The following is a 12,525-nucleotide window of genomic DNA, read 5'->3' as shown; positions in this document are numbered from 1 at the left end:
CCTGCAAGACTCCGGACAGAGGCCTCATTAACGCGGGGGAGGTGGATATGGGCGGTGGGGCGGCCTAGGGCCTGGAGGGCGGCCAGGTCGCCGAGGGCCTGGGTGCTGGCTAAGTCGCCGAAGGTGTAGTCCCGGCCCGGGATGGAGAGGTCCTGGTCGTCGCCGGCGGTGATGAAGAGGAATCGGCCCTCGGGGGGGGCCGCCTTTGTAAAGCTGGCCGGTGGAGTGTAGGTAGGAGGGGCCGTAGCCGAGGCAGGTGGCGATTCGATATTTCTCGGTGATGCGGCGACGGATGACGGTGAGGGCCGAGTGGACGGGAGGAGAGGCAGGGAGGTAGGCCAGGATGGCTAGATAGTCGCCGGGGGAGACGTTTTGCAGCAGCGACTGGACTGAGGAAGCGCCAGGCGTAGTTGAAGGCATATCCCGATTAGACCCTTCTTTGAGCAGGCGGTTAGCCATGTCCTTGGCCTGCTGGACGTTGGGCTGGTCAAAGGGGTGGACGCTGAGGAGGGCGCAGGCGATGGCGGTGGCAAGCTCCCAGCAGAAGAACTCGGCGCCCAGGGCGTAGGGGTCAGGGATGTCTAGGGTGGCTATGGGGTGGCCTGCGCGGGCAAGGGATTGCAGGGCGCGGCTGGAGGCGGTGTCGTCAGGGCCGGACCTGAGGTTAATAAAAAAGCGGTCGTCGGAGTAGACGGCGGGAGGCATCAGGGGCTCGCCGGTGACGGGGATAATGCCCTTCCCGTCCTTGCCGGAACTCTCCGCGAGCATCTGCTCGATCCACAGGCCGAAGGGTTCTATGGAGGGCGAGGCCACCAGGGTGAGCTTGTCGCGGCCTTGCATCGACAAGGCGGCCATGAGGGCGGCGAGCCAGGCGGCGTGGTTGGCGTCGGCGGGGACATCGGCGCCGGTGGCGCGGCGCATGGTGTCGGCCTGGTCCAGGAGGCGTTCCAGGTTGTAGCCGGCGAGGGCGGCAGGGACGAGGCCGAAGTAGGAGAGGACGGAATATCGCCCGCCGATGTCTGGGGGGTTGAGGAAGGCGCGGCGGAAGTTTTGTTCGTCGGCAAGGGAGACCAGGGGCGTGCCGGGGTCGGTGATAGCGACGAAGTGTTTGCCAGCGTCAGCTTTGCCTACGGATTCCTCGACTTTAGCGCGGAAGAAGCTGTAGATGGTAAGGGTTTCCAGTGTAGTGCCCGACTTGGAGGATACGAGGAAGAGGGTTCGGGAAGGTTCTATGATATCGAGGGTTGCCTTAATAGCTGCGGGGACGGTGGAGTCGAGGACGAGGAGTTGGGGGAAGCCCGGTGTGGGGCCGAGGGTGCGCTGGAGGACGTCGGGGCCTAGGGCACTGCCGCCCATACCCAACAGGACGACGTGCTGGATGCCTTCCTCACGGACGGCGAGGGCAAAGGTTTCCAGGCTGCGGACCTGCGGCCACATAGCGTCGGTGACGGTGAGCCAGCCGAGGCGGTCGGCGATTTCGGTGGGGTCGTGGCGCCAGACGGTGTGGTCTTCGTCCCAGATGCGCTGGATGAGGCGCTGGCGGTGGATTTGGGCGAGGGCTTTGTCCACGGCGGGCCGGTGGGGGCCGAGGCGGAGATTGTAGGGGGCGCGTTTGGTGATCATGGGGCTAGGATTTGGACACATTCGATGGTTTGGTAGAGGTAGCCAGCCTTGTTTTCATTCGGGAGGACCTCATCACCCTTAGTCCCTCTTCTCCTTTCTGAGAAGAGGGAAAGAAATTAAATACACCACAACCCCCTCCTTCGACATACTCAGGACAGCGTCTAACTCCCCCTTCGCCTTCCAGGCCGAAGGGGGAGAACCTGATAGGAAATTCAATATGCCAGCCGTGATGCATTGATTGCTAATGACGGTGACACTCTGAACGCATTCACTGACAAGAGTTTAGTGACAGTTAGCCCTGAAAACATGCTCAAAAGAGTTCTTGTGGGTAGTCCTTAAAGGTCATTATGCAGGGAGAGGGACGAGGTAAGAGCTACAAACGAAAGCGCCCCGACGTTAGTCGGGGCGCTTGATGTAAGGCGGGAAACTATCTGACTAAGATACTTTTACGGGGGGTTGGGCGGAGGGTACCGGGTTGGGGTCCTGGAAGAAGTTGGGGTCGGAGAGGTCCAGGTCTTTGCCGGTGGGGTCTTTGACCCAGTAGGAGGCCTCCAGGGCGATGCCATTGGGGTCGGTGAAGTAGATGGAGTGGATGATCTTGTGGTCGATGACTTCGGTGACCTCCACGCCGCTGGCTTCCAGGTGGGCTTTGAGCGCCAGGAGGGCGTTTTCGTCCTCAACGTTGAAGGAAACGTGGTCGAACTGCCAGCGGCCTCGGGCAGGCTGGCCGGCGGGCTTGTGGAATTCGTCCACCATGCCGGGCCATTCGAAGAAGGCGATGGTGTTGCCTTGTCCCAGCTCGAAGAAGTAGTGGCGGTAGGGGTAGCTGCCGCGCTTGTTGCCGGTGGTAGCCACGAGGGGCATGCCGAGGATGTCGCGATAGAATCGGACGGTCTTGTCCATGTCGCCGGTGACCATGGCCAGGTGGTTGATGCCTTTAAATTTAACCATTAGTAGTCCTCCAAAAGTTATCAAAGCTATTTTAGTTGACTACGCAACAAAATACAATAGCCGTCAGGCAGAAGCGGTAATGATGGCGAGGCCGACTTGTCGAGCCTCTACGGCCTGGGAGAGGGAGGCGAAAAGCTGCTGGGCGCCTTGAAGGTCTTGGCGGCTGGCTTTGAGGTCGACGTTGAACTGGTCGCCGGTGACGGCCAGACGGGCCATGAGGGTGCGGGTCTGAAGCTTTTTGACCAGGTTCTGGAGGATGCCTGAGGAGTCCGTCTGCCGGATGGCTTGGAATCCAGCGTGTTGGAGGAGGGACTGGTAGGACTCGATAGGGAGGGCCTGGCCGATGGCGTCGGTGGAGGTCAAGGGACGGAGGCCGGGCGGCAGGGGTGGATTGACGGCCACCTCGGCCAGGGCAAGGCGGGCGCCGGGGCGGAGGACGCGCCGCAACTCAGAGGCGACGAGGGGCTTGTCGGAGGCGGAGGAGAGGGCGAGGCAGCCGGCGAGGGCGTCGAAGTCGCCGTCGCGCTCCTTGAGGCTGTCTGGGGTAGCGACGCGGAAGGTGATTTTGTCGAAGAGCTTGTTCTTGAAGGCCATGCGTCGCGCCTCGCCGACCCGGTCTTCGTTAGGTTCGATACCGATGACCTGGCATCGATAGGTCTGGTGGAGGTAGAGGGCGCCGTGGCCGTCGTCGGAGGGGACTTCCAGGACGCGGTTCCACTCGTTCAAATCGAGGGACTTGCCCAGGGCGGTTGTCAGTTCCAGGCTGCTATCGCGGTAGGCGTCGCGGAAAAAGGACCTGAGGAAGTCGCTCTGGGAGGAGTCGCCGCAGGATGCGGCGAGGAGCTGCTCCGAGAGGGAGATGAGGCTCAAGAAGAGGACCCATCTCTGGAAAGTCGCTCGGCGAAGCTGAGCTCGTGACCGTCCGGGTCCCAGATATGGAAAAAGCGCTCACCCCAGGCGGCGTTGCGGGGCTCTTCGGGGTCCAGGCCGGCGTCTTTAAGCTGGCGGTGGATCTGGTCCACGTCATCGACACGAATGATTATTCTGCCCCACCAGTCCTGCTGCCGCGCGGGAGCCAGGATTAGGTTTATAGAGGTCTCGCCGGCCTTGAGGGTGGTGAAGAAGGAGTCCTCGCCGCCGTAGGTGACGGGTAGGTCCAGCTTCCTGTAGAAGGCGAGGGCTCTGGCCATGTCTCGCACGGCCAGGGTTATGGCGCTGATGTGGGTGATGGCCATGGGCACCTTTCTGAGGCGGCATATGAAAAGGGCGTTCTTATTATCACTCTGAAAGGCGAATATGACAACCGAAATTTTAGCTACGAGCCGGATATGGCTTTGACGTCCGGCAGGCGGTGCTCGTCTAGATATTGGAGGATGCCTTTGTTTATCGCGCGGGCGACGCCGGGGCCGTGGTAGATGAGGCCGGTGTAAAGCTGGACAGTGTTAGCGCCAATGCGGAGGGCCTGTATGGCGTCGCCGGCGGTGAAGATGCCGCCACAGGCGTTGATGGTCATGGCGGGGCCGACCTCTTTTCTGACCTCGACGACCATGGCGAGGGTGTCTGGGAGGAGGGGCTTGCCGCTGAGGCCGCCCGCGCCGACGGCGAGTCGAGGCTCTTTTACGGGGCGGGTGTTGGCGACGGTGAGGCCGTTTACGCCCGAGGCTTTAGCGATTTGGACCAAGGATATGATTTCATAGCGGCTTTTGTCGTCGGCGAAGGGGGGGAGTTTGATGAGGAGGGGCTTGCGGCGGACGGCGTTGACGGAGTCCAGGAGGCGTCGGAATTCCTGGGGCTGGTGGAAGACGCGGAGGCCGGCGGTGTTGGGGGAACTGACGTTCAGCTCCAGCGCGTCGGCGAAGGCTTCCAGGCGGCGGCAGCACTCCACGAAGTCGTCAACGCTGAGGCCGGCGATGCTAAGGATAAGGGGATGAGCAGGTTTTTTTTCGAGGGTGCGGCGGGCGGCGTCGCTGCCTTTGCCGGGGAAGCCCAGGGAGTTGATGAGGGCTTGCTGGGCTTTTAGGCGCAATAGTCGGGGTCTGGGATTGCCGGGTCTTGGACCGGGGGTGACGGTGCCGCCGGTGACGTAGCCGAAGCCGAGATTGAGGATGGAGGGCAAGTATTCGCAGTTCTTGTCGAAGCCGGCGGCGAGGCCGACGGGATTGGGGATGGGGATGCCGGCTAGAGAGGTGTGGAGTCGGGGATCGGAGACGTGGTAGAGGGGGGAGAGGGCGCGCCAGAGGAAGCGTTGTTTGAGGGCAAATTCGGCTAGTCGGTGGGACTTTTCTGGGGGGAGCGAGAAGAGGAGGGGACGGAGGAGGGTGCGGTAGAGGGTCATGGGTTAGTGGGGGGAGAGGAGAGGGGGGGGCGAGGCGACCTCGCCCCTACATTCATGAGTTGATGTGGAAGTAATAGGTGTGGCGTAGTCGCAGTCACGTTGATTAGGTTCTTCGACTTCGTCTCAGAATGACAAGGCGCGCTATTTGTCACCGTGGTGAATCCTTGTCTGGCAACGTTCACTTTCAGGGGAAACCTAGAAGGCCATCTCTAAGGTGTAGATGCCGCCCTTGAATCGGTCTATGGCGTAGAGGACGCCGCGCTCGTCCACGTAGACGTCGTTGATCTGGCAGCCTTTGGGGCTGTCTGGAACATTGGGGATGAAGTAGGCGACCTCTTTGGGCTGGTAGGGGTTGGAGATGTCGTGGATGCGGACGCCGCCGCTGAAGTAGGAGCCGACAATGATGTTCTCGGAGAGCCATGAGGTGGGGACGGGCTGGTTTTCGTGGAGGTTGTGGGCGCCGTAGCGTCCCGGTCGTTTGCCGAACTCCTCCACGGGCGGGATAGGCAGAGTGCTGATGGGGACAGGGTTGGCCTCGTAGCTCATGTCCAGCACCCAGGTGAGCTTGGGCCAGTCCTTGCCGTTGTCGGCGCAAGACTCGTCGGTGACGATGAGGAGGTTGCGCTTGAAGAGGGGTAGGGCGGTGTGGGTGAAGCCGGTGAAGGGCGGATGGTGGTCGACGCGGCTGACCATTTTGGGATGGCCCAGGTCTGATATATCCAGGATGATGGTGCCGGCGTCCAGGTAGCCGATGTAGGCGCGGTCAGGGCGGTCAGGGTAAACGTTGGCGTTATGGAGGCGGAAGCCGGCGTCGAACTTGAGGTGCCGTACAGGGGGAGGGGTCTTGTCGCCGACGCGGGTGCCGGGGAGCCACCATCGCGAGACCTCATGGGGCTTCGATGGGTTGGAGACGTCGAGAATCATATACAACTGGTCGTCGAGTTGGTTGTGGGGGGTGAAGTCCGGGGCGCCGGTGCTGACGTGGGCGTACTTGCCGTCGATGAACCAGAGGCAGTGGGCGCCGCGGGAGTGGGGGCCGGAGGTGTCATAGAAGGCCAGCTTTTTGGGGGACTCCGGCTTGCTGACATCGTAGATGCCGACGCCGGCGGGCTTGAGGCCCGGCTGGGAGGCCTGGTAGGCGACGAGGAGGAGGTCGTCGACGAGGGCCAGGGAGTTGGAGCGGACGCGGTCGTGGGGGAGGTCCGTCTGAGCGACGACGTTTAGCTTGCGGGGGTTGGTGACGTCAATGACGGTGAAGTCCTTGGGGGCGCACTCGTGGGCGAAGTACATGAGGCGCCGGCCGTCGCGGGTGGTCTGGATGGCGAGGCCCTCGCCGCCGTTGCCGAAGCCGTTGAGGGTGTGGTGGCCCAGGAGTTTGAGGCCTTTGATTTCTGATGGGAGGTTGGGCATGGGGGCACCTCAGGGAGAGTTGGGGGGATTTTAGCATGGATGGGGGACAGGTGGCGCCCTACGAGCGGTTTCCCTGCGAAGTAAGCCTTGGTTTTAGTCGGAGGCCCTCATCACCCCCTATCCCCCTCTTCTCCTTTGCAATAGGGGAAGAGGGGGCACCTGAGGGGACTGGCTAGGCGAGCCGTGGTCGACAAGATGAGAGGTTGAGAATGAAGGGCAGGGATGGGGGCTAGATGCCGCTCTCGTAGACCCCGAAGGTGAAAGCGTAGACGGCGAAGTCGGCAGAGTTGGAGGCCAGCTTTAGTTCATACGTGCCGTATTCGGGGGCTTCCACCACGTGGTACATGCGCGGCTTGTCCACCACCAGATAGCTGCGGCCATCGGGTTCTATGACCACGTCGGCGCCTTTGTTGAATTGGTCTAGGTTTTTGCCGTTGAGGGTGACGTGGACTTTGAAGGGCTGGTCCGCCGTAGGCGGAAGTGAGAGGACGACGTTGACGCTTTTGGCGGCGAATCGCAGGACCAAGTAGTCTTCAAAGTTCTGGGTCTCGCGGGCGTGGCGGACGGCCTCGGGTTCGGCGAGCCACGGGCCCTGGAGGTAGAGCTTGTGGTTCTTATGCTGACCAGGGTCAGCGTAGGTAGCGACTTTGTCCTTAGACTGGCAATAGAGGGGGCTGTCTATGGAGCTATTGGAGTAGAAGGAGGCGAAGCTGCAACCGCGCTCGTGGCCGCCATAGAGCTCGCTGGTGATATCGGCGCCGATGGTGTTTTTGAAGGCGTGGTCCAGCTCCTGGTCTTCCAGGCCGGCTGCGGGGATTTTTGAGAGGTCAGCGCCGGCTTCTTGTAGGAGCGCGCGGATGCGGTCCTCGGTCTCGGCGTAAGCGCCCTCGCCGAAGTGCTGGTATCGGATAACGCCGTCCTGGTCGATGAGGTACTTGGCGGGCCAGTACTGGTTGTTGTAGGCGTCCCAGGTGTCGTAGTTGTTGTCCTGGACTACGGGCCAGCCGATGCCATACTCGGCGACGGCCTGTCGGACGTTGCCAAGGTCGTGCTCGAAGGCGAATTCGGGAGTGTGGACGCCGACGATAACAAGGCCGTCGTCAGCATATTTGGACCACCAGGTCTTGAGGTAAGGGAAGGTGCGGATGCAGTTGACGCAGGTGTAGGTCCAGAAGTCGATGAGGACAGTTTTGCCGCGAAGCTGCACCATGGTAAGGGGTTCCGAGTTGACCCAGCCTTGAGTGCCGGTGAGTTCAGCGGCGCGGAGACCAGATGCGGGTGTCCTGGTGACAGAGGGAGTCGCGTTGAGATTTGAAGGCGTGGTAGGGTTTTCTGAGCCGCAGGCGGCGAGGAATAGGGCAAGAGATACGGCTAGAAGAAGGAGGGGGAATTTGAAGAGAAATGGCTTAGGCATAATGGTATGAGTCTGGCTGGGCTTGCTCCTATGCTTACCAGTTTAGGTTAGGGATGCAACGGATTAATATAGCGAGGGATAGTGGGAAAGGGAGATGTAAGGGAAGCGTAAGGAATGAGCGGGGAGGGGGGATGGCAGCGGTCACGGCGATTAGAGCATTAGCTCACTCAGGATGATATGCCTTGGTTTGTTACCTAGCCTTGTTATGCTTTAGCGACGCTTTAGGAAACACTTAAGTTAGCCAAATGTAGCGTAATGCTGGAGGACGGCACGCTGAGGTTTCTCGACTTCCCTATTCGGCTACGCTCAGGGCTGAAGGGCCGATCCTCCTACGGCGGACGGCCTCCGCATTGTATAAGCGGGCTGTGGCGGAGCTCACCGAAATTACCCTTCGATCCGCCAGAGGCGGACTCAGGGCAGGCTCCACACCCTGCCCTTGCCGCCCACTACGGACAGGAGAATTATAAGGGGATGTTGCCGTGCTTTTTGGGAGGGAGGGAGTCTCGCTTGTCTTTGAGCATGTCCAAGGCTTTGATGATGCGGGGGCGGGTCTCGGCGGGGTCAATGACGTCGTCCAGGAAGCCGTGGCTGGCGGCGACGAAGGGGTTAGCGAAGTTTTCTCGGTACTCTTCGATGAGCTTGGCGCGGGCCTTATCGGGATGCTCGGAGCCGGCGATTTCCTCTCGGAAGATAATGTTGACGGCGCCTTCAGGGCCCATGACGGCGATTTCAGCGGAGGGCCAGGCCAAGTTGATGTCGCCGCGCAGGTGCTTGCTGCCCATGACTATGTAGGCGCCGCCGTAGGCCTTGCGCAGCATAACGCTGACCTTGGGGACCGTGGCCTCCGCATAGGCGTAGAGGAGCTTGGCGCCGTGTCTGATAATCCCGCCGTGCTCCTGGTCGACGCCGGGAAGGAAGCCGGGGACGTCCACGAAGGTGACGATGGGTATGTTGAAGGCGTCGCAGAAGCGGACGAACCTAGCGGCTTTGACGGAGGCGTCGATGTCCAGGACGCCGGCGAGGTGTGCGGGCTGGTTGCCGACGAGGCCGACGGTGCGTCCGGCCAATCTGGCGAAGGCGACGACGATGTTGGGGGCGTAGCTCTGGTGAACTTCCATGAGATCGCTTTGGTCCACCACCCCGGCCATGACATCGCGGATATCGTAGGCCTTGTTGGTCTCTCTGGGGACCAGGTCACTGATGGAGGGGTCGGTGCGGTCGGGAGGGTCGGCGAGATCGAGGGGCGGGGGGTCCTCCATGTTGTTGGAGGGGAGGAAGTCAAGGAGGCGCCGAATCTGATGCATGCACGCTTCTTCGGTGTCGGAGACAAAGTGGCAGACGCCGCTTTTGACGGCGTGGGCGGCGGCCCCGCCCAGGTCCTGGTGGGTCACTTCCTCGCCCAGGACGGCCTTGATGACGTCAGGGCCTGTTATATACATCTGGCCGATGCCCTGGACCATGAACACGAAGTCGGTGATGGCGGGGGAGTAGACGGCGCCGCCGGCGCTGGGGCCGACGATGACGGATATCTGGGGGACCACGCCGGAGGCTAGGGTGTTGCGGAGGAAGATGTCGCCGTAGGCGGAGAGGCTGACGACGCCTTCCTGGATTCGCGCGCCGCCGGAGTCGTTGATGCCAATGATGGGTGCGCCGGTCTTCATGGCCAGGTCCATGATTTTGCATATCTTTTTGCCGACGGTCTCAGACACGGAGCCGCCGAGGACGGTGAAGTCCTGGGCGAAGGCGAAGACCAGGCGTCCGTTAACCTTGCCATGGCCGGTGACGACGGCGTCGCCGGGGGTCTTTTTCTTGTCGAGGCCGAAGTCGGTGGCGCGGTGGGTGACGAAGGCGTCCAGTTCCTCGAAGGTGTCGGGGTCGAAGAGGAGATGCAGGCGCTCGCGGGCGGTGAGCTTGCCCTTGGAGTGCTGCTGGTTGATGCGTTCCTGGCCCCCGCCGAGTCGTGACTGGGCGCGGAGGTGTTCCAGCTTACGCAGCCGCTGGTCTGATTTTGGCTCGGTGGCCATGAAGCCTCCTGGTAAATTTGACATGCTAACAGAGGGACTCTTTTGAGCGCAAGCAAGGGAGGGGGTGTAATATTGGGAGTGGGTCAATAGAGGACGAGAAGAAGCGTTGCACGGGAAGCCATCATTGTTCTTAATCGGGATACCATCCCCTTTATCCCCTTCCTGCTGGAAGGGGAAGAGAATAATATTCACCACAACCCCCTCTAACTCCCCCTTCGCCTTCCAGGCCGAAGGGGGAGAACCAGATGGGACTGTTTTCACAAGTTCTACACTTTCAAGCGCATTCAGTCAGTCAACCAAAGCTTCACAATCTCGGCATTTTTGTGGCTGGATATCGGTGTAATTTATGCCGTTTTCCGCATATCAGCCCACAGATAAAGGGCCCAAGCCTATGGTGTGCCGGGGAAGGGAGTTTGTGTGGGGCCAGCGCACGTATGTGATGGGGATTATTAACCTGACGCCGGACTCGTTTTCAGGGGATGGGCTGGGGGGGAGGCCGGAGGCGGCGGTGGAGCAGGCGCTGGCCTTTGAGGAGGCAGGCGCGGATATTCTGGACCTGGGGGCGGAGTCGACGCGGCCGGGGCATAGGGAGGTATCGGCGGCGGAGGAGCTAAGGAGGCTGATGCCGTCGTTGGAGGCGGTGGCGTCGAAGGTGAAGCTGCCGGTGAGCGTCGACACGTACAAATCCGACGTAGCGAGGCAGGCGCTGGCGGCGGGAGCATCCATGGTCAACGACGTGTGGGGTTTTAAAAAGGACTCGAAGATGGCCGGGGTGGCCGCCGAGGCCGGCGCGCCGGTGGTGCTGATGCACAACCAGTCGCATACGCGATACGGAGACCTGGTGCCGGACGTGCTGGCGTCGCTGAGGGAGAGCGTGGAAATAGCGCTGGACGCCGGGGTGTCGCCGGATAACATAATCATCGACCCTGGGATTGGATTTGGGAAGAAGGCAGAGCACAACCTGGAGATATTGGGACGGCTGCCGGAGTTCAAATCCCTGGGCTGCCCGCTGCTGGTGGGCACGTCGCGAAAGTCCACCATTGGGCTGGTGCTGGACCTGCCGGTGCAGGAGAGGCTGGAGGGCACGGCGGCCACGGTGGCGCTGTCCATTGCGGGCGGGGCGGATATTGTGCGAGTGCATGACGTGAAGGCGATGGTGAGAGTGGCGCGTATGAGCGACGCGATAGCGCGGGGATGGAGGCCAGTGAAGTGGCCAAGGTGAGGGTGTACATCGGGCTGGGGTCAAACCTGGGCGACCGGATGGAGAACCTGCGACGGGGCGTGGCGGCCATAGGCAAGTTTGTGCGGATAGAGGCGGTGTCGTCGGTGTACGAGACGGAGCCGTGGGGATTTGAGGAGCAGCCTAAGTTTTTGAACGCGGTTATGGTGGGGAGGACGGGGCTTTCGGCGTTCAGGCTGCTGGAGGAGATGAAGGATGCGGAGAAGGAGGTTGGAAGGAAGGCGAGCTTCAAGTGGGGGCCGCGAGTGTTTGACGCGGACTTGCTGTTTTATGGAGAGAAGACCATCGACACGCCCAGTCTGACGGTGCCGCACCCCCGTCTGCACGAGCGGGCATTTGTGCTGTCGCCGCTGGCGGAGGTGGCGCCGGAGGTGAAGCACCCTGTGTTGGGGCTGACGGCGGCGGAGATGCTGGAGCGAGTGGGAGGCCGGGAAGGCGTGAAAAGATTAGGGTCGCCAGAGACGTGGAGAGTTGACATAACCGGCAGGGGTCAGGGCTGACGCAGGGCAGGTGGGAGGAGGTTGGGGATGGCGTCTTTGATGGGGTAGGTGTGGCGGCAGGCGGGGCAGCGGAGGGTGCCGGTTATTACTCGCGCGGAACGTTCCTCCTGGACCTGGAGTTCCAGCTTCCCGCGGCAGACGGGACACGCCAGGATTTCGATGAGGTCTTTTCGCATGGGGTCTCCCGGGATGATTCAGGTCAGCGTATTTTATCGCGATTCCGAGTTGTATGCCGGCACAGTAGGAAAAGGCTTAGCTATAAGATTTAATGACGAAATACTATTTGATAGGCCTGCCGTAATTCTTGACCTAATGATGCGGCTGTCTCAGAATGTAGCACGAAATAAATGTCGAAAGGGAGCAATCCGCGCGGGAGTTATAGTAGAAAGGGAATACCAGGGAATCCTAAGGACTTATACATCGATTGAGGCGCTATGAGTAGAAGATCTAGCGTCGGGTTTGGAGTATCCTGGTTTCTCTATAAGGGGCGCAATACCTGCGGAACTTGGAGCCGAGCGGCAGGACGAGAAGGCGCCAGGAGGTGCGCAACGATGGATAAAAAATCGAAGGCTAGGGCGTCGGGGAAGAACGGCAAGGGGACAGCCGTCAGACTGTCCGGCGTGAAGGAGGCCCTTCGCGCCATGGAAGAGAAAGCGCGAAGCCTGGAGATGAGCGAGCGAAAATATCGCGCGCTGTTTGAGGACACTAAGGACAGCATTATCATCACAACGGCGGACCGGATAATTATAGACGCCAACGCGGCGGCTTCGGAGTTGTGGGGCTATGACAGGGCGGAGATGATGGGGATGTTCTCGGGGGACCTATTTGTTCAAACGGAGGAGCTGGTTCAGGCGAGGAAACTGCTTCAAAAGCAAGGTTTCGGCAAAGATATCATGGTTCACAAATCCTGGCGCGCAGTACTCTTTCCACTCCGCCATGCTCCCCTTGTTCAGCGACAGCCACATCTTGCGGCACAATTCCTTATTCTCTGAAACCGAATTCGCCATCTTAGACTCCTAAAAATTGAC

The 12,525-nt window shown here is 60.9% G+C and carries 12 protein-coding genes; 3 read left to right on the top strand and 9 right to left on the bottom strand.

Annotated elements, in window-relative coordinates:
- Nucleotides 1-27 precede the first annotated feature (27 nt).
- The 8 genes from FJ320_03710 to FJ320_03675 form a co-directional block, all read right to left on the bottom strand.
- Complete coding sequence (locus tag FJ320_03710) at nt 28-1,644, bottom strand: glucose-6-phosphate isomerase (protein MBM3925079.1); 1,617 nt, start codon at nt 1,642-1,644, stop codon at nt 28-30.
- Nucleotides 1,645-2,058: 414 nt separating this feature from the next.
- Entirely contained in the window at nt 2,059-2,574 is a 516-nt protein-coding gene (locus FJ320_03705; protein ID MBM3925078.1) for a VOC family protein, read from the bottom strand.
- 63 nt (nt 2,575-2,637) lie between these two features.
- Nucleotides 2,638-3,507, bottom strand: coding sequence for a class I SAM-dependent methyltransferase (locus tag FJ320_03700; GenBank protein MBM3925077.1), 870 nt, complete (start codon nt 3,505-3,507; stop codon nt 2,638-2,640).
- Complete coding sequence (locus tag FJ320_03695; GenBank protein MBM3925076.1) at nt 3,441-3,809, bottom strand: VOC family protein; 369 nt, start codon at nt 3,807-3,809, stop codon at nt 3,441-3,443. Before FJ320_03695 ends, FJ320_03700 begins: the two co-directional genes overlap by 67 nt.
- An 80-nt stretch (nt 3,810-3,889) precedes the next feature.
- The gene (locus FJ320_03690) at nt 3,890-4,909 is read right to left on the bottom strand and encodes a quinone-dependent dihydroorotate dehydrogenase (protein MBM3925075.1); all 1,020 of its coding nucleotides are present in this window, start codon (nt 4,907-4,909) and stop codon (nt 3,890-3,892) included.
- Nucleotides 4,910-5,104: 195 nt separating this feature from the next.
- Nucleotides 5,105-6,319 carry a hypothetical protein gene (locus tag FJ320_03685; protein ID MBM3925074.1) on the bottom strand — a complete coding sequence of 405 codons (1,215 nt, stop codon included), beginning with the start codon at nt 6,317-6,319 and terminating at the stop codon, nt 5,105-5,107.
- Nucleotides 6,320-6,548: 229 nt separating this feature from the next.
- Complete coding sequence (locus tag FJ320_03680; protein ID MBM3925073.1) at nt 6,549-7,733, bottom strand: thioredoxin family protein; 1,185 nt, start codon at nt 7,731-7,733, stop codon at nt 6,549-6,551.
- A 461-nt stretch (nt 7,734-8,194) separates the two neighbouring features.
- The gene (locus tag FJ320_03675; GenBank protein ID MBM3925072.1) at nt 8,195-9,757 is read right to left on the bottom strand and encodes a methylmalonyl-CoA carboxyltransferase; all 1,563 of its coding nucleotides are present in this window, start codon (nt 9,755-9,757) and stop codon (nt 8,195-8,197) included.
- Nucleotides 9,758-10,103: 346 nt separating this feature from the next.
- Here FJ320_03675 and folP point away from each other — a divergent pair, with 346 nt between their 5' ends.
- On the top strand, nt 10,104-10,979 hold the full coding sequence (gene folP / locus FJ320_03670) for a dihydropteroate synthase (GenBank protein ID MBM3925071.1): 876 nt from the start codon (nt 10,104-10,106) through the stop codon (nt 10,977-10,979).
- Nucleotides 10,952-11,497 (top strand): 2-amino-4-hydroxy-6-hydroxymethyldihydropteridine diphosphokinase, encoded by a 546-nt coding sequence (gene folK, locus FJ320_03665; protein ID MBM3925070.1) that lies wholly within the window; start codon nt 10,952-10,954, stop codon nt 11,495-11,497. The genes folP and folK overlap by 28 nt, the downstream gene beginning before the upstream one ends.
- On the opposite strand, the gene FJ320_03660 is transcribed toward folK, so the two are convergent.
- Nucleotides 11,488-11,673 (bottom strand): Trm112 family protein, encoded by a 186-nt coding sequence (locus FJ320_03660; protein ID MBM3925069.1) that lies wholly within the window; start codon nt 11,671-11,673, stop codon nt 11,488-11,490. The genes folK and FJ320_03660 overlap by 10 nt on opposite strands.
- Before the next feature lie 258 nt (nt 11,674-11,931).
- Here FJ320_03660 and FJ320_03655 point away from each other — a divergent pair, with 258 nt between their 5' ends.
- A complete protein-coding gene (locus tag FJ320_03655; GenBank protein ID MBM3925068.1) occupies nt 11,932-12,489 on the top strand; it encodes a PAS domain S-box protein in 558 nt (185 codons plus the stop codon).
- Nucleotides 12,490-12,525: the final 36 nt, after the last annotated feature.

It is taken from the genome of SAR202 cluster bacterium (genome assembly GCA_016872285.1).
Classification (GTDB): Bacteria; Chloroflexota; Dehalococcoidia; order Lucifugimonadales.
Note: the sequence above shows the minus strand (reverse complement) of the source record. Positions and strands in the feature narration are given on the sequence as shown.

Excerpts from the sequence above, each read along its gene's own strand:
- FJ320_03655 (MBM3925068.1), top strand. The coding sequence starts at position 11,932 with ATGAGTAGAAGATCTAGCGTCGGGTTTGGAGTATCCTGGTTTCTCTAT.
- FJ320_03675 (MBM3925072.1), bottom strand. The coding sequence starts at position 9,757 with ATGGCCACCGAGCCAAAATCAGACCAGCGGCTGCGTAAGCTGGAACAC.
- folK (MBM3925070.1), top strand. The coding sequence starts at position 10,952 with ATGGAGGCCAGTGAAGTGGCCAAGGTGAGGGTGTACATCGGGCTGGGG.
- FJ320_03685 (MBM3925074.1), bottom strand. The coding sequence starts at position 6,319 with ATGCCCAACCTCCCATCAGAAATCAAAGGCCTCAAACTCCTGGGCCAC.
- FJ320_03660 (MBM3925069.1), bottom strand. The coding sequence starts at position 11,673 with ATGCGAAAAGACCTCATCGAAATCCTGGCGTGTCCCGTCTGCCGCGGG.
- FJ320_03690 (MBM3925075.1), bottom strand. The coding sequence starts at position 4,909 with ATGACCCTCTACCGCACCCTCCTCCGTCCCCTCCTCTTCTCGCTCCCC.
- folP (MBM3925071.1), top strand. The coding sequence starts at position 10,104 with ATGCCGTTTTCCGCATATCAGCCCACAGATAAAGGGCCCAAGCCTATG.
- FJ320_03695 (MBM3925076.1), bottom strand. The coding sequence starts at position 3,809 with ATGGCCATCACCCACATCAGCGCCATAACCCTGGCCGTGCGAGACATG.
- FJ320_03705 (MBM3925078.1), bottom strand. The coding sequence starts at position 2,574 with ATGGTTAAATTTAAAGGCATCAACCACCTGGCCATGGTCACCGGCGAC.
- FJ320_03710 (MBM3925079.1), bottom strand. The coding sequence starts at position 1,644 with ATGTGTCCAAATCCTAGCCCCATGATCACCAAACGCGCCCCCTACAAT.
- FJ320_03680 (MBM3925073.1), bottom strand. The coding sequence starts at position 7,733 with ATGCCTAAGCCATTTCTCTTCAAATTCCCCCTCCTTCTTCTAGCCGTA.